The organism is Bradyrhizobium sp. CIR48 (genome assembly GCF_014198315.1).
Lineage (GTDB): Bacteria > Pseudomonadota > Alphaproteobacteria > Rhizobiales > Xanthobacteraceae > Bradyrhizobium.
Genome location: NZ_JACIHG010000008.1, coordinates 393,342 through 408,717 on the forward strand (window position 1 = coordinate 393,342; position 15,376 = coordinate 408,717).

Sequence of the window (15,376 nt, forward strand, 5' to 3'; positions counted from 1 at the left end):
TCTCTCCCCATCCAACGGTGCCCGAGCGGAGAGACTGCCCCACCCCGCTCGCGCTGCGAGCGATCGACCCTCCCCCTCCAGGGGAGGGTAAGCGAAGATCAATCCAGCTTCGCGTCCATGCCCCGCTTCACCGCCGGGCGGGCCATCAGGGTCTCGTACCAGCGCTTGACGTTGGGGAAGTCCGCCAGCTCAACCTTGTGGCGAGGGTGGCGCCAGGCCCAGCCCAGGATGGCAAAATCGGCAATCGAGAGCTCGCCGGCGACGAAGTCGCGGCCGTCCAGCTGGCGGTCGAGCACGCCGTAGAGCCGGCGCGTCTCCGCCATGAAGCGCTTCAGGCCGTAGGCACGGTCCTGCTCGTTCTCGAGTGCGATGAAATGGTGCACCTGGCCCGGCATCGGGCCGAAGCCGCCCATCTGCCACATCAGCCATTCATAGACCGGGATGCGGGCGCCCAGCGATTTCGGCAGGAATTTGCCGGTCTTTTCACCGAGATAGAGCAGGATCGCGCCTGATTCGAAGATGCTGACGGGCTTGCCGTCCGGGCCTTCAGGATCGACGATCGCCGGGATCTTGTTGTTCGGGGAGAGCTTGAGGAACCCCGGTGCCATCTGCTCGCCCTTGGTGATGTTCACCGGGATCACCTTGTAGGGCAGCCCCATCTCCTCCAGCGCGACTGAGATCTTGCGGCCGTTCGGCGTGTTCCAGGTGTGCAGCTCAATGGTCATTCCCATGTCCTTCCCCAACAGATTGGCATTCCACCTACTCCAGAAGGTCGCACCCCCACAACCGGCGGTCCGGGATGGCCGATCCCTGTTGACTAGGGACGCCCCCTCTGGAATGTCGCGGCCGTCGCGGATAAATTCCGCCTCCTCCAAAAACGCTCCCGAGGGACCGCCGTGTCGAAATCAGCCTCCCGCGCCCGCCTGTTCGAAATCATCCGCCGGCGCTCATTCGGTCGCGGCGAGGTGACGCTCGCGTCGGGCCGCAAGAGCGATTTCTACTTCAACCTCAAGCCGACCATGCTCGACCCCGAGGGGGCGACCTTGCTCGCCGAGCTGACCTATGAGGCACTGAAGGACGACAATCTCGATTTCATCGGCGGCCTCGAGATGGGCGCGGTGCCGCTCGCCGGCGCGCTGGCGCAGATCTCCTGGATCAAGGGCCATCCGATCGCGGCGTTCTTCGTGCGCAAGAAGCCGAAGGAGCATGGCGCGAAACTCGCGATCGAGGGCCTGCCCAAGGGCGAGACGCTCGCCGGCAAGCGCGTCGTGATCGTCGAGGACGTCACCACGACAGGCGGCTCGGCGATGAAGGCGGTGGAATCGGTGCGCGAGACCGGCGCCGAGGTGGTGCTGGTGCTGACCATGGTCGACCGCGAGGAAGGCGCCACCGACACGTTCGGTGCGGCCGGCCTGCCGTTCCGCTCGCTGTACAAGGCCTCGGAATTCTTGAAGGCCTGACGCGGCGAAACATCCCTTGCCGTCATGCCTCAGTGTGCCCCGGAAGCAACCATCCGTCCAAAGCTGCGCCCGGCCCTAAAGAGGCCACCGCCTCGTCTTGAAACCGCCTCCGCTCAACTGCTCATTTACCATCGCGCCTTATGGTGAATCATGTGCTGAGACCCCTTGAGGTCCCAGCCGGTTCGGAAGCGTCGGGTGGAGTAAGCGTTTGCGTACAGTCCTGTCCCATGCGCGCCGGCGGCGTCGCGCGATGCTTGTGGCCGCCACCCTTGGAGCACTTGCGGCTCCGGCCCCGGTTTCGGCCGAGGGCCTGTTCGATTTCTTCTTCGGCGGCATGCAGCAGCAGCGGCCGCAGCGCGAGGTGCCGCAGCAGGCGAGCCCCTACGCCGATCCCTTCACCGGGCAGCAAAATGCCGCAACCCCGCAATATGTGCCGCCGACCCGCGCGGCGGCGGCCGGCGGCTCCGGTCCGGCCTTCTGCGTACGCAGCTGCGACGGCAAATATTTTCCGCTGATGCGCGGCCTCGCCTCGCCGGCCCAGATGTGTCAGGCGTTCTGTCCTGCCAGCGCGACCAAGGTCTATTTCGGTTCCTCGATCGACGGTGCCGCCTCGCAAACCGGCGAGCGCTACGCCGACAGCGAGAACGCGTTCGCCTATCGCAAGGCGCTGCGCGCCGACTGCACCTGCAACGGCCGCGAACCGGTCGGCCTTGCCCCGGTCGATCTCGCGCTGGACTCCTCGCTGAAGGCCGGCGACGTGATTGCCACCACTGACGGCCTCGTCGCCTATACCGGCATCCGCGTCGGCAACGACCAGGCTGCGGACTTCACCCCGGTCGCCTCCTATCCCGGCCTCACCGCGCAAGTCCGCGCCCGCCTCGGCGAGATGAAGGTGGCCCCGGTGCGGGCGGAGACGGTGTCGGCAGATGCGCCGGCTGCGGAGATCGTGCGTGAGACGCTGCCCGATGTGACGGTGCCGAAGACGGCGGCGCAGAAGCCGGCGAAGCGGGCGGGGCTGGATTAAAGTCGCTTTCGTGTCCCGGACGCGCTGCAACGCTCTTTGGCGTTGCTGCGCAGAGCCGGGACCCAGAATGCCGCGAGCATGGGCCCCGGCGCTGCAGCACACCGCTGAACCGGACGATGCTTCGCATCGCCGGGAGAGCGTTGCACTGCGTCCGGGGCACGAGACTATCGTCCGATGATCACCCCGATCACGTTCGGCGCTGCCAGATATTTCTCCTCGATCGCCGCGCGCGCGGCGGCTCGGTTTTCCGCCGTCAGCAGCCCGCGCTTCTCGGCCAGGATCATCCAGCAGAAGCCCCACCAATCCGTCAGCATGCCCTGATCGCCGACGAGGTCGTAGCCCTGCTCGGCAGCGAAGATGCGCGCCTGCGCTTCGTCCAGCGTGTCCAGAAACAGATGATCCTCGGCCGAGAACAGATCGTCGCTGACGTCGTCGATGGTGTAGCCCCAGATCGACTGGCACACCGCGTTGAACTCGCGGTCGAACTGGTCGTCGTCGACCCTCTGGCGTCGTGCCGCCTGATGCAGCCGCGACAGCGAGCGCGCGAAATCAGCGATCCGGGTGAGGGCAAATTGATCGAAGGCGATGGTGGACATGTAGTCCTCGCAAAGTCTGACAGACGCTAGATATTGTGTCGGCGACGCGCCGAATCACAATGATATATCAAAGACTTGCTAAAGTGTTCTTAATTCGTTCTATGGCGGAGCGGGAGACGGCCCCGAAGCCGGCTACGGGCTGCCAGAATCGAAAGGGGCCGCTTCGCAGCGGCCCCTCGCCGGTTACAATTCTTGTTCGGGATGAGAAATTCCAGCCCCGGCAAGCGCAACGTTAGAACCGGCAACGGGCTTGGGCGATTCCGGAAAACTACTGAACGTAGTGCTGTCCCAATTTTTGGCGTCAGAAGCAGCGTGAAGCCGCAATGGCGTGGACGCGGCGGTCGCCCAGCAAATGGGCGACAAAACCATTGGCCGGAAAGATCTTCGCGAAGGCGACGTCGCGGATGCTGAGGCCGCCGGCATAGGCGCCGAACGCCGGCATCACCGCACGCATCCCATCGGAGGCGAAGCAGCGGCGCTCCAACGAGCGGCCGCGCGCGGAGACGCGCGCCTTGGGATGGAGATGGCCGGCGATCTCGCCGCACGCACCGGTCGGCTCGTGACGGAAGGTGATCGGGCCGATCGCGACCTCGTCCGCGACGGTGCCGCCGAGATCGCGCGGCAGCATGGGATCGTGATTGCCGGAGATCCAGATCCAGTCGCGGCCGGTCTGGAGGGCGGCGACGGCATCGCGATCGTCGGCCGACAACCGCTCATGCGCCGTGCGGTCGTGAAAGCTGTCGCCGAGTGCGATGACGGTGCGCGGATCATGGCGGGAGATGACAGCAGCGAGACGGCTCAGGGTCGCGAGCGTATCGTAAGGCGGCAGCAGCACGCCGCGGGTGGCGAAGCTGGAGCCTTTTTCCAGATGCAGGTCGGAGACCACGAGCAGACGCTGCTCGTCCCAGAACAGCGCGCCGGAGAGATCGGCGGCGAAGGTTACATCGCTGATGGTGACTGTGGACACGCGCATGTCGTCGACATCTCCTGAAACCTGCGCGCCAATCGTCACGTCTTACCCGCTTCTATCCATCGCCTCTTTGACGAGCTCATCGGCGGCTTCGGCCAAGAGTTCGTCTGCAGCTTCGCCATAAACTGACTCGCGGCCGATTTCCAGCATCACGGGCACGGCGAGCGGAGAGACGCGGTCGAGTTCCCGGTGCGTGATGCGGCCGTGGATGCGCATCAGCATGTCGCTGAGGCGGCGCAGATCGAGCAGGCCGGTGGCGGCATCGGCGCGGGCGGCGCGCAGCAGGACGTGATCGGCCTGGTGCTTGCGCAGCACGTCGTAGACCAGATCGGTCGAGAACAGCACCTGGCGGCGGCTCTTCTCCTCGCCGGTATGCCGGCGCGCGATCAGCCCGGAGATGATCGCGCAGTTGCGGAACGTGCGCTTCATCAGTGCTGACTCGGCAAGCCAGGCCTCGAGATCGTCACCGAGCATATCAGGGTCGAACAGCGCGTTGAGATCGATCCGACCGTCGCGGACCATGAAGGAGAGATCACCGAGCGCCCAGATCGCGACCGCATATTCGTTGGCGACGAAGCCGAGCGGCCGGGCGCGGGCGCGCTCCAGCCGGCGCGTCAGCAGCATGCCGAGGGTCTGATGCGCGAGACGGCCCTCGAACGGATAGCAAACGATGTAATGCTTGTTGGCGCGCGGAAAACTCTCGACCAGCAGCTCGCGCACCGCCGGCACGCGCGAGACGTCCTTTTGCAGCGACAGCCAGTCGCGCACCTGCTCCGGCAAGCCGCCCCAGGCGCGGCCGTCATCGAGCAGCCGGCGCACGCGCTCGGCGAGATAGGTCGAGAGCGGAAACTTGCCGCCCATATAGGACGGCACTTTCGGGTCCTTGTCGTTGGCGCGGGAGACATAGACCTGGTCCTCGACCAGCGTTTCATAGCGCACCACCTCGCCTGAGAACACGAAGGTGTCGCCGGGGCTCAAGCCCTCGATGAAGGCCTCCTCGATCTCGCCGAGCAACCGCCCCCCGCGCGCGATGACGCCGGTCGAGCCCGCTCCGCCGCCGCGCGAGCGCACCAGGCGCACCTTCAGCATGTCATCCTCGACGATGGTGCCGACATTCATCCGGTAGCTCTGCCGCACCTTGGGATTGGCGACGCGCCAGCGCCCCTCCTTGTCCTGCTTGATGCGGGCAAAGCGTTCATAGGTCTTCAGCGCGTAGCCGCCGGAGGCGACGAAATCGACGACGTCGTCGAAATCCGGCCGCGACAAGCCGGCGTATGGCGCTGCGGTGCGCACTTCGGCATAGAGTTCATCGGAGAGGAACGGCTCGCCGCAGGCACAGCCGAGCACGTGCTGGGCCAGCACGTCGAGCGCACCGGTGCGCAGGGGCGGCGTGTCCTGCGCGTTCTCGGCAATGGCATCGATAGCGACGCGGCACTCCAGCACTTCGAAACGATTGGCCGGCACCAGCACCGCGCGCGAAGCTTCGTCGAGACGGTGATTGGCGCGGCCGATCCGCTGCATCAGGCGCGAGGAGCCCTTTGGCGCGCCGATATTGACGACGAGATCGACATCCCCCCAGTCGACGCCGAGGTCGAGCGAAGAGGTGCAGACCACGCCACGCAGGCGCCCCGCCGACATCGCGTCCTCGACCTTGCGGCGCTGCGCGACGTCGAGCGAGCCGTGATGCAGCGCGATCGCGAGGCCGTCGTCGTTCATGCTCCAGAGATTCTGGAACAGCATCTCGGCCTGGCTGCGGGTGTTGACGAAGACCAGCGTGGTCTTGTTCGCCTTGATCAGCTCGTAGATCTCAGGGAGCGCGTGGCGCGCGCTGTGGCCGGCCCAGGGCAGGCGCTCGCGCGTATCCAGCATCTCGACCAGCGGCGGCGCCGCGCCGCCGGCGATGACGATGTCGGCTGCTCGCTCCGTGCCATCGGGCTGCGGCACCAGGAAGCGCGCGAGCTGATCCGGCTCGGCGACCGTCGCCGACAGGCCGATCGCGCGCATTTGCGGGGCCAGCCGCCACAGCCGCGCCAGCCCGAGCGAGAGCAGATCGCCGCGCTTGGACGTCACCAGCGCGTGCAGCTCGTCGAGCACGATCCGCTTCAGCGAGGAGAACAGGAACGGCGCGTCATCCGAGGACAGCAGCAGGGCAAGCTGCTCGGGCGTCGTCAGCAACACATCAGGCGGATAGCGCCGCTGCCGCTGCCGCCGCGACACCGGCGTGTCGCCGGTGCGGGTCTCGACCTTGATCGGCAGCGCCATCTCCGCGATCGGCCGCTCCAGATTGCGCGCGATGTCGACAGCGAGCGCCTTGAGCGGTGAGATATAGAGCGTATGCAGGCCGCCGGTGCGCTGCACGCTCCGGCCGGTGGATACGAGGCTTTTGTTACCTCCCCCCTTGTGGGGGAGGTCGGCAGCCGCAGGCTGACGGGAGGGGGGTAGCCCCATGAGCGGTGCGTGTGGCCACCCCCCTCCCCGCCCCTCCCCCACAAGGGGGGAGGGAGAAGAAAGCTCCACCAGCGTCGGCAGGAATCCCGCCAGCGTCTTGCCGGCGCCGGTCGGCGCGATCAGCAGCGCGCTAGCGTCCTCGCGCGCCTTCTCCAGCAGCGCCAATTGATGCGCGCGCGGCGACCAGCCGCGGGCCGCGAACCATTGCTGGAAGCGGCTCGGCAGCAGCGTGGCCGGCTCGGCCGATGTTTGGAGGATACGGGGCGGCACGGCATGACAGGTAAGCCGTGAAGATCGCTTCGTCGAGGGGTGCCGCCCTCCCCGCCTGCGCGAGGAGGGCCAGCGGTCTCACGCCCCGGCCGGCACCTGATCCAGAAATCCGGTCACGCTTCTGATGCGGCCGTCCTTCAGCACGGCGAAATCCGTGCCCTTGATCGGGCTGTCGGTGCCATCGGGACCAAGTCCCCATGAAAAGCGGATGTGATCGCCGTAGCCGTTGGGCTCGCCGATCAGCTTGAACCTGAAATCGGGAAAGCGCTGCTGCACGCCTGCGATCAGCGCCTCGATGCCGTCGCGGCCGTCGCCCTTCATCAGGGGATCGACATAGCTCGCATCGCTCGTCCAGTTTTCGCTGAGCAGCTCGCGGCGCCGGCCGGCGGCGCGCTCGTTCCAGAGCTCGATGTAGCGGCGGGCGATGGTGATGGGGTCGGTCATGGTGCTCTCCTTCGATGACGCCGTGGTTGGCTGTCCCTGACTATCGAAGGATCGCGCGCGCCGATCGATTACCTCGCAGGTCATGCGCATGATCCGGAAAAGTGTAGAGCGGTTTTCCGGCCAGATCATGCGCAAAAAGAACTGAGTCGCGCGAAAAAAATGGAGCGCGATGATGTTGTCATCGCGCTCCATTCGCATGCGAATTGATCGTGAAGATTACTTCGCGGCCGTGACCATGATCTCGACGGTGTATTGCGGCGCCGCCAGCTTGGCTTCGACGGTGGCGCGGGCGGGGGTATTGCCGGCCGAGACCCAAGCGTCCCACACTGCGTTCATCTCGCCGAACGTCTTCATGTCGGTGATGTAGATCGTGGCCGAGAGCAGCTTCGACTTGTCGGTGCCGGCCTTGGCGAGATGGCCGTCGATGGTCGCCAGGATGTCCTGGGTCTGCTTCGTCACGCTTTCGCCGGCGGCCTTGTTGGCGACGACGCCGGCGAGATAGACGGTGTTGCCATGCACGACGACCTGGCTCATGCGCGGGCCGGTTTCGAAACGCTGAATGCTCATTTACGGATCTCCTCACTGGAATGGCGGCCCTGTCTAGCCCAGCACCTCGCGCCGTGCCACCCCGGGCACGCATGCGTTGCCTGCGGCGCATGCGTTGCCGGGCACGCATGCCGTCAACGCCGAGCATGTGCGCCTCATGGAAACTGACTGAAAAAAGCCCAGATCGTCTCGGCGCCATCGATGTCGCCGTTCTGCGGCCCGAGCAGGCCGGCTGCGACCCTCGGGAAGCGGGCATCCGGAGAAAATCCAGGCATGCGGTGGCCGCCATGGTTGATGCGATAGAGCACGACGTCGTGTCCCCTCGGGCAGCGCGATGAGATCCGGGTCACTGTCGATTGGTCTGCAGGCGCCTTGTCGGGCAAGTCGGTCACGCTGGCATCGTCGGTCTCACAACCATTGAGCTTGCGCCAGAACGCCAGCGTCTCCTCGGTCGACCAGAACCCGTCCGCGGCAAAATAGCTCGATCCGCGACCGCCCTCATACGGGACCAGCTGGTCGGCCGTTCCGTTCATGAGCAGCATCGGCAGAGGCCTTGACGGATGGCAGGTGACGGCGGCCTCGTCGGTGAGATTCATGATCACGCTCGCGCCGGCCGCAAACAGATCGGCGCGGGCGCAGACCATGGTCATCGCCATGGCGCCGCCATTGGAGACGCCCGCGACGAAGACGCGCTTTGCATCGGCCGTGCCGTCGGCCACCAGCTTCTCGACGAGCTTTGCGAGGAAGGCGACGTCGTCGGTGCCCGCGGGCGGTCCGCGCAGCGCAGGCCCCGCCTTGGTTCGCGCGTCCGCCCAGGCATTGTTGAGCCCGTCCGGAAAAATCACGGCCAGGCCCTCGCGCTTTGCGACCTGCGGCCAGGCCGTCCGTGTGACCATGTCGGCGCCGCGCTGGGTCTTGCCGTGCAGCACGATCACGAGCGGTGCCGGCTTCTTCGCGGGAAGCTGCGCGGTGTAGGACCGCTTCACGCCGTTGACGTCGACCGTCTCGGCGGATGCGACTGACGCGGCGGCCAATGCCGCGACCAGCGCGCCGATGCGCAGCATCCACCGCCGCATGACCTACCCCACCGCTTTCGCCGCGGCCCGGCCGGCATTGCGGCCCGAGAACAGGCAGCCGCCGAGGAAGGTGCCTTCCAGCGAGCGATAACCATGCACGCCGCCGCCGCCGAAGCCGGCGGCCTCGCCGACCGCATAGAGGCCGGGAATGACGGCGCCCTCGCCGCCGAACACACGCGAGTCGAGATCGGTCTCGAAGCCGCCCAGCGTCTTGCGGGTGAGGATGTTGAGCTTGACCGCGATCAGCGGCCCTTGCGCGGGATCCAGGATCCTGTGCGGGGAGGCGGTGCGGATCAGCCTGTCGCCGATATAGCGGCGCGCATTGTGGATGTTCATCACCTGCGCGTCCTTGACGTAAGCGTTGGCGATCTCGCGATCGCGCGCCTCGATCTGCATCCTGATGTGCTCGAGCTTGAGAAGGTCGCTGCCGGCAAGCCTGTTCATCTCCGCAACAAGGTCCTCGATCTTGTCGCGCACGATGAAGTCGACACCATGGCTTTTGAATGCTTCGACCGGCGCGGGGGCGCCCTTGTTGGTGGCGCGGCGCAAGGTCATGCGCCAGCTCTTGCCGGTGAGGTCGGGATTCTGCTCCGAGCCCGACAGCGCAAACTCCTTCTTGATGATGCTCTGGGTCAGGATGAACCAGGAATAATCATAGCCGGTCGACATGATGTATTTGAGCTGGCCGAGCGTGTCGGAGCCCGGGAACAGCGGCGCCGGCAGCCGCGTGCCTGTGGCGTCGAACCACATCGAGGACGGGCCGGGCAGGATGCGGATGCCATGGCGCGGCCAGATGGGATTCCAGTTCTGGATACCCTCGACATAATGCCACATGCGGTCGCGATTGATCAGCCGCGCGCCTGATTTCTCGGTGATACCGATCATGCGGCCGTCGACATGTTCGGGCACGCCGGAGATCATGAACTTCGGGGGATCACCGAGCCGCTTCGGCCAGTTCTGCCGCACCAGCTCGTGATTGCCGCCGATGCCGCCGGACGCCACGATCACGGCCTGCGCCCTCAGCGCAAACTCACCGACGACGTTGCGCGAGGAGCTCTTGCCGCGCTCGACGTTGTCAGGCGCGAGGACGGCGCCGCTGACGCCATCCACGGTGCCGTTGGTGATCGAGAGCGCGTCGACGCGGTGGCGGAACCTGAAGCTCAGCCGGCCGCTCTTCATCGCCTCGCGCGCACGGCGCTCGAACGGCTCGACGATCCCGGGCCCGGTGCCCCAGGTGACGTGAAAGCGCGGCACCGAATTGCCGTGGCCCATCGCGTCATAGCCGCCGCGTTCGGCCCAGCCGACCACCGGGAAGATGCGATGGCCCATCGCCCGCAGCCAGGCGCGCTTCTCGCCGGCCGCGAATGCCACATAGGCCTCGGCCCATTGCCGCGGCCAGAAGTCCTCGTCGCGGTCGAAGCCGGCGGCCCCGATCCAGTCCTGCATGGCCAGGTCGAAGGAATCCTTGATGCCGAGCCGGCGCTGCTCCGGCGATTCGACCAGGAACAATCCGCCGAACGACCAGAACGCCTGGCCGCCGATCGACTGCTCGCCTTCCTGGTCGACCACGATCACGCGCTTGCCCGCATCCGCGATCTCGGTTGCGGCAACCAGTCCCGATAGGCCCGCGCCGACAACGATGACGTCAGTCTCTTCAGCCATGTGTTTCCCCCTCCATGATTCCCCCGCCACAGGTTCCTCCCTGTAGTCGCCCGGATTGAAGCCAGCGGTTGTAACTGAGATCAAGGGTGTGGCGCATAAGACATCATTAACTTGTTCCACTTTGGGATAGAGACCCATCGGGTGCAGCGCGGACGCAACACTGGATTTGAATTTGTTTTGAGCGAGCCGGCCTGCCTAGACAAAACCGCGGTTACGACAGACGCTAGTCGCGCATCACCACCGAACACGCAGATTCGAATTCGACTGGGGCGGGGGACAATGAAGTTTCTGACGGGGTTGCTTGCGGCGGTTCTCCTGATCGCTTGCATGGGGGCTTCTCACGCGGTGGTTCGGATCGCGGATGACCGCGGTGGCCGGATCGGAACCTATGTCGACAAATACCAGGACCTGCGGCAGTCAGGTGACACCGTCATCATCGACGGCCTCTGCGCCTCGGCCTGCACCATCGTCCTCGGCGCCATCCCGCACGACCGCATCTGCGTGACCTCGCACGCGACGCTCGGCTTCCACGCCGCGTGGGATTTCGGCACCAACGGCCGCGCCGTCACCAATGCCGAAGCCACCCAGATGCTCTACGCGATGTATCCGTCGCAGGTGAAACGCTGGATCACCCAGCGCGGCGGCCTCACCCCGCACATGCTGTTCCTGAAGGGCAAGCAGCTCCAGGCCATGTACAAGCCCTGCTACCTGGACGCGCAAGCCTCGGCCAACAAGCCGTCGTCGCGGTAGGCGCACATTCGTCCCTTCCAGCGCTGCTCTTTCGTCATGGCCGGGCTTGTCCCGGCCATCGACGTTTTTGGGCTCGGTGAAAAGCGCATGGATGCCCGGCCCTTCGCCGCGCCGAAGCGGCTTCGGACGCGCAGGCGGGACAAGCCCGGGCATGACGAGAATGGGACGTACTTCCGCACCCCGTGATCCCCCCTCCCGGCCGCCGCGCTTGCCCGGCCACGCCCCAGCGCCTATTTGAAAGGCAGGGAACCCCGACCTTCGCCCCGATCGTTGTCATGGCTCAACCGCTGCACCCCTCGCATCCGCTACAGGACAATTCGCCCACTGCCGGCCGCACGCCGTTCGTGCTGCTGTTGGCGGGCGCGGGGCTCGGCGGATTGCTCGTGCTCGGCGCGCTTGCGCTGTGGTTCCACTACGGCACGCAGATGTTCTTCGAAATGATCAGGACCGGTTTCACCGCCTGCTTCTGATCCGCCACAGGAAGTTTTCCGTTCATGAGTTCCGCCGCCCGTCCGCTGGTGATTGCGACCGCCTTCGCTGCAAGCCTCGTTGTCGGCCTCCTGATCATGTTCTGGGCCATGGGCGGTGTCAGCAAGGTGGCGCAGCCGGCCGCGATCGGCGGCCCGTTCCAGCTGACCGACCAGAACGGCAAGGCCGTCACCGACAAGAGCCTGAAGGGCAAGCCCACCCTGATCTTCTTCGGCTACACCCATTGCCCAGATGTTTGCCCGACCTCGCTGTTCGAGATCTCGGAGGTGCTGCGCGCGATGGGCAAGGACGCCGACAAGGTCAATGCCGTCTTCATCTCGGTCGATCCCGAGCGCGATACCCCGGCGACCATGAAGGAGTATCTGTCGAGCTTCGATCCGCACCTCGAAGGCCTGTCCGGCGATCCCGCCGAGACCGCCAAGGTCATCACCTCCTACCGGGTCTACGCCAAGAAGGTCCCGACCAAGGACGGCGACTACACCATGGACCACACCGCGCTGATCTATCTGATGGACTGCGACGGCCGCTTCGTGTCGCCGTTCAATTTGAAGCGGACGCCGGACGAGGCGGCGGCGGATTTGAAGAAGTATCTCTGAGAAGAGCGCAGGATCGAGCGGCATTCTCGGTGCAACCTCTCCCGCTTGCGGGGGAGGTCGGCGCGCACAGCGCGCCGGGTGGGGGCTCTCTCCACATTGGGGCTCTCGCCCGCGGAGATACCCCACCCCGGCCCTCCCCCGCAAGCGGGAGAGGGAGCGCACCTCGACTTGGCTGCATTCCATGCTCGCGTTCCCGTCGGGATCGTCTATAACGCCCTCCGATCCCAATGAAATTCGTTCATTTCCGGCCGATGGCTCCATCGCAACAGGCGAAATCGCCCAAATCTGCCCGTAGCTTGCTGGCGGGGCTGGCCGTCGGCGCCTGCCTGCTCATGGGCTTGCCCGACGCCCAGGCCCAGGCGCCCGCCAAGCGGCCCCCGGCGGCGCCTCAAGCCACGCCGCAGGTCGCGCCCCAGGCCGCCCCGCAGGCCGTGCCCGGGTTCTGGGACCCGCGGCGGCGACCGGAGCGGCCGGACTTGTCGCGCCTGACCGTGATCCGCTTCCTGACCGAGACCGACTATCCGCCGTTCAATTTCACCGGCGCCGACGGCAACCCGGCCGGCTTCAACGTCGATCTGGCCCGCGCGCTGTGCGAGGAGATCAAGGTCACCTGCACCGTGCAGATGCGGCGCTTCGAGACGCTGGTCGACGCGCTCTCCTCCAACCGCGGCGATGCCATCATCGCCTCTATGGCGGTCAGCCCGCAGCTGCGCGCCCGCGTCGACTTCACCGACCCCTATTACCGCGTGCCGGCGCGCTTCGCCTCGCGCAAGGACGCGGTGATGCCGGAGATCCGCCCCGAATATCTCGAGGGCAAGAAGGTCGGTGTCATCGCCGGCTCCGCGCACGAGGCCTATCTCAAGGCGATGTTCACCGACGCCGAGCTGCACCCGTATCCCAACGACGACGCGATGCGCGCCGCCCTTCGCAAGGGTGAGGTCGATTTCATCTTCGGCGACGCCATCTCGCTGGCGTTCTGGATCAACGGCACCGATTCCGGCGATTGCTGCGCCTTCTCCGGCGGCCCCTTCGTCGAGAGCCGCTTCTTCGGCGAAGGCATCGGCATCGCCGTGCGCAAGGGCAACGACGTGCTGCGCCAGGCCCTGAACTGGGCCCTGTTCCGCGTCTGGGAAAAGGGCCGCTACACCGATCTGTGGCTGCGGTATTTCTCGGTGAGCCCGTTTTAGCCCTGCGCCCGCGACGAGCAAACTGCCGTTGGGTGGGCAAAGGCGCGTCAGCGCCGTGCCCTACGTCTTTGAGGTGGTTGGCACGCTTCGCTTTGCCCACCTACGATCCCCGCGATAGTTGCTCCGCAACTTTTGCATTCTGCCCGGAAATCGCTATTTTCCGCGGCCCGGAGGCCCCCTTGATGTCCGTTATCGATCCCAACATGAGCCCGAGCGATTTGCGCGCGCTCGCCGAACAATCCAACGCCTGGCCGTTCGAACAGGCGAAGGCCATTGTCGCGCGGCTGAAGAAAAGCCCGAAGGACGAGGTGCTGTTCGAGACCGGCTACGGACCATCAGGCCTGCCGCATATCGGCACGTTCGGCGAGGTCGCGCGCACCTCGATGGTGCGCCATGCCTTCCGCGTGCTGACCGAGGACAAGGTCAAGACGCGCCTCCTGGCGTTCTCCGACGACATGGACGGGTTTCGGAAGGTGCCGGACAACGTTCCCAACAAGGAGATGCTGGCCGCGCATCTCGGCAAGCCGCTGACGCGGGTGCCGGATCCGTTCTCCAACGAGTACCCCTCGTTCGGTGCGCACAACAACGCGCGCCTGCGCGCGTTTCTGGATCATTTCGGCTTCGACTATGAGTTCGCGAGCTCGACCGACTATTATACGTCCGGCCGCTTCGACGCGACGCTGCTCAAGATGTTGGCTGCCTACGACAAGGTGATGGCGATCATCCTGCCGACGCTGGGACCCGATCGCCGCGCGACCTATTCGCCGTTCCTGCCGATCAGCAAGACCAATGGGGTCGTGCTGCAAGTGCCGATGATCCGCCGCGACGTCGCCGCCGGCACCGTGACCTATGTCGACCCCGACACGAACCAGGAAGTGGAGACGCCCGTCACCGGCGGCAACGTCAAGTGTCAGTGGAAGGCCGACTGGGCGATGCGCTGGGTCGCGCTCGGCGTCGATTACGAGATGGCGGGCAAGGATTTGATCGATTCGGTGAAGCTCTCGGGCGCGATCGCCAGGGCGCTCGGCGGCACGCCGCCCGAAGGTTTCAACTACGAGCTCTTCCTCGACGAGCAGGGCCAGAAGATCTCGAAGTCGAAGGGCAACGGCCTCACCATCGACGAGTGGCTGCGCTACGCCTCGCCGGAATCGCTGTCGCTGTTCATGTATCGCGAGCCCAAGGCGGCCAAGCGGCTGTATTTCGACGTCATCCCGCGCAACGTCGACGATTATCAGCAGTTCATCGACGGCTTCGCCAGGCAGGATGGCAAGCAGCAGCTCGGCAATCCGGTCTGGCACATCCACAACGGCAAGCCGCCGCAGGGCGACATGCCCGTCACCTTCCAGCTCCTGCTGACGCTGGTGTCGTCGTCGAACGCGGAGAATGCCGAGACGCTGTGGGGTTTCATCGGCCGTTATCGTCCGGGCGTCTCGCCGCAGACGCATCCCAAGCTCGATGCGATGGTCGGCTACGCCATCAATTACTACCGCGACTTCGTTGCGCCGACGAAGCAGTTCCGCGTGCCGACGGACAGCGAGCGCGCGGCGCTGCAGGACCTGCGCGATGCGCTGTCACAGCTTGCGCAGGACGCATCGGCCGAGGACATCCAGAACGTCGTCTACGAGATCGGCCGCCGCGAGCCGTTCCTCGATCAGGTCAAGAAGGGCAAGGACGGCCGTCCCGGCGTCACGCTGGACTGGTTCAACATGCTCTATCAGGTCCTGCTCGGCCAGGAGAAGGGCCCGCGCTTCGGCTCCTTCGTCGCGGTGTACGGCGTGCAGAACGCGGTCAACATGATCGACGGCGCGCTGGCGCGGAGCGCGTGAGGCAAGAGGTAGCCCGGATGGAGCGAAGCGCA

The 15,376-nt window shown here is 65.8% G+C and carries 15 protein-coding genes; 7 read left to right on the forward strand and 8 right to left on the reverse strand.

The genetic code is table 11. From position 1 onward, the window contains the following. Nucleotides 1–98: 98 nt before the first annotated feature. The gene (locus GGD66_RS25710) at nt 99–725 is read right to left on the reverse strand and encodes a glutathione S-transferase family protein (protein ID WP_183259379.1); all 627 of its coding nucleotides are present in this window, start codon (nt 723–725) and stop codon (nt 99–101) included. 171 nt (nt 726–896) lie between these two features. Between GGD66_RS25710 and pyrE the strand changes: the two genes are divergently transcribed. Beyond that, nucleotides 897–1,460 carry an orotate phosphoribosyltransferase gene (gene pyrE / locus GGD66_RS25715; RefSeq protein WP_018320808.1) on the forward strand — a complete coding sequence of 188 codons (564 nt, stop codon included), beginning with the start codon at nt 897–899 and terminating at the stop codon, nt 1,458–1,460. Nucleotides 1,461–1,710: 250 nt separating this feature from the next. Further along, nucleotides 1,711–2,484, forward strand: a complete 774-nt coding sequence (locus tag GGD66_RS25720; protein WP_183259380.1) for a DUF2865 domain-containing protein — start codon at nt 1,711–1,713, stop codon at nt 2,482–2,484. A 164-nt stretch (nt 2,485–2,648) separates the two neighbouring features. Here GGD66_RS25720 and GGD66_RS25725 read toward each other — a convergent pair whose 3' ends face one another. From GGD66_RS25725 to GGD66_RS25755, 7 genes are all read right to left on the reverse strand, one after another. Then, nucleotides 2,649–3,080, reverse strand: a complete 432-nt coding sequence (locus GGD66_RS25725) for a hypothetical protein (protein ID WP_018320810.1) — start codon at nt 3,078–3,080, stop codon at nt 2,649–2,651. Nucleotides 3,081–3,381: 301 nt separating this feature from the next. Beyond that, the gene (gene pdeM / locus GGD66_RS25730) at nt 3,382–4,053 is read right to left on the reverse strand and encodes a ligase-associated DNA damage response endonuclease PdeM (protein WP_049815010.1); all 672 of its coding nucleotides are present in this window, start codon (nt 4,051–4,053) and stop codon (nt 3,382–3,384) included. A 42-nt stretch (nt 4,054–4,095) separates the two neighbouring features. Further along, nucleotides 4,096–6,768, reverse strand: a complete 2,673-nt coding sequence (locus GGD66_RS25735) for a ligase-associated DNA damage response DEXH box helicase (protein ID WP_312014184.1) — start codon at nt 6,766–6,768, stop codon at nt 4,096–4,098. 78 nt (nt 6,769–6,846) lie between these two features. Beyond that, nucleotides 6,847–7,212, reverse strand: coding sequence for a nuclear transport factor 2 family protein (locus GGD66_RS25740; RefSeq protein WP_183259381.1), 366 nt, complete (start codon nt 7,210–7,212; stop codon nt 6,847–6,849). A gap of 216 nt (nt 7,213–7,428) precedes the next feature. Next, nucleotides 7,429–7,779 (reverse strand): RidA family protein, encoded by a 351-nt coding sequence (locus GGD66_RS25745; RefSeq protein WP_018320814.1) that lies wholly within the window; start codon nt 7,777–7,779, stop codon nt 7,429–7,431. A gap of 134 nt (nt 7,780–7,913) precedes the next feature. Next, nucleotides 7,914–8,834, reverse strand: a complete 921-nt coding sequence (locus GGD66_RS25750; RefSeq protein ID WP_092251745.1) for a PHB depolymerase family esterase — start codon at nt 8,832–8,834, stop codon at nt 7,914–7,916. 3 nt (nt 8,835–8,837) lie between these two features. Continuing rightward, nucleotides 8,838–10,496, reverse strand: coding sequence for an FAD-binding dehydrogenase (locus GGD66_RS25755; protein ID WP_183259383.1), 1,659 nt, complete (start codon nt 10,494–10,496; stop codon nt 8,838–8,840). A gap of 279 nt (nt 10,497–10,775) precedes the next feature. Between GGD66_RS25755 and GGD66_RS25760 the strand changes: the two genes are divergently transcribed. The 5 genes from GGD66_RS25760 to GGD66_RS25780 all read left to right on the forward strand — a co-directional run bounded on the left by GGD66_RS25760 (nt 10,776) and on the right by GGD66_RS25780 (nt 15,344). Then, nucleotides 10,776–11,246 (forward strand): hypothetical protein, encoded by a 471-nt coding sequence (locus GGD66_RS25760; RefSeq protein WP_018320817.1) that lies wholly within the window; start codon nt 10,776–10,778, stop codon nt 11,244–11,246. Nucleotides 11,247–11,521: 275 nt separating this feature from the next. Beyond that, complete coding sequence (locus GGD66_RS25765; RefSeq protein WP_183259384.1) at nt 11,522–11,716, forward strand: hypothetical protein; 195 nt, start codon at nt 11,522–11,524, stop codon at nt 11,714–11,716. A 24-nt stretch (nt 11,717–11,740) separates the two neighbouring features. Continuing rightward, entirely contained in the window at nt 11,741–12,331 is a 591-nt protein-coding gene (locus GGD66_RS25770) for an SCO family protein (protein WP_183259385.1), read from the forward strand. Nucleotides 12,332–12,582: 251 nt separating this feature from the next. Beyond that, entirely contained in the window at nt 12,583–13,518 is a 936-nt protein-coding gene (locus tag GGD66_RS25775) for a transporter substrate-binding domain-containing protein (protein ID WP_092251981.1), read from the forward strand. Between the two features lie 182 nt (nt 13,519–13,700). After that, nucleotides 13,701–15,344 (forward strand): lysine--tRNA ligase, encoded by a 1,644-nt coding sequence (locus GGD66_RS25780; RefSeq protein ID WP_183259386.1) that lies wholly within the window; start codon nt 13,701–13,703, stop codon nt 15,342–15,344. Nucleotides 15,345–15,376 lie beyond the last annotated feature (32 nt).

Coding starts and splice junctions, on each gene's coding strand:
- GGD66_RS25710 (WP_183259379.1), bottom strand. CDS start 725: ATGACCATTGAGCTGCACACCTGGAACACGCCGAACGGCCGCAAGATC.
- GGD66_RS25720 (WP_183259380.1), top strand. CDS start 1,711: ATGCTTGTGGCCGCCACCCTTGGAGCACTTGCGGCTCCGGCCCCGGTT.
- GGD66_RS25725 (WP_018320810.1), bottom strand. CDS start 3,080: ATGTCCACCATCGCCTTCGATCAATTTGCCCTCACCCGGATCGCTGAT.
- pdeM (WP_049815010.1), bottom strand. CDS start 4,053: ATGCGCGTGTCCACAGTCACCATCAGCGATGTAACCTTCGCCGCCGAT.
- GGD66_RS25740 (WP_183259381.1), bottom strand. CDS start 7,212: ATGACCGACCCCATCACCATCGCCCGCCGCTACATCGAGCTCTGGAAC.
- GGD66_RS25745 (WP_018320814.1), bottom strand. CDS start 7,779: ATGAGCATTCAGCGTTTCGAAACCGGCCCGCGCATGAGCCAGGTCGTC.
- GGD66_RS25750 (WP_092251745.1), bottom strand. CDS start 8,834: ATGCGGCGGTGGATGCTGCGCATCGGCGCGCTGGTCGCGGCATTGGCC.
- GGD66_RS25755 (WP_183259383.1), bottom strand. CDS start 10,496: ATGGCTGAAGAGACTGACGTCATCGTTGTCGGCGCGGGCCTATCGGGA.
- GGD66_RS25760 (WP_018320817.1), top strand. CDS start 10,776: ATGAAGTTTCTGACGGGGTTGCTTGCGGCGGTTCTCCTGATCGCTTGC.
- GGD66_RS25765 (WP_183259384.1), top strand. CDS start 11,522: ATGGCTCAACCGCTGCACCCCTCGCATCCGCTACAGGACAATTCGCCC.
- GGD66_RS25770 (WP_183259385.1), top strand. CDS start 11,741: ATGAGTTCCGCCGCCCGTCCGCTGGTGATTGCGACCGCCTTCGCTGCA.
- GGD66_RS25775 (WP_092251981.1), top strand. CDS start 12,583: ATGGCTCCATCGCAACAGGCGAAATCGCCCAAATCTGCCCGTAGCTTG.
- GGD66_RS25780 (WP_183259386.1), top strand. CDS start 13,701: ATGTCCGTTATCGATCCCAACATGAGCCCGAGCGATTTGCGCGCGCTC.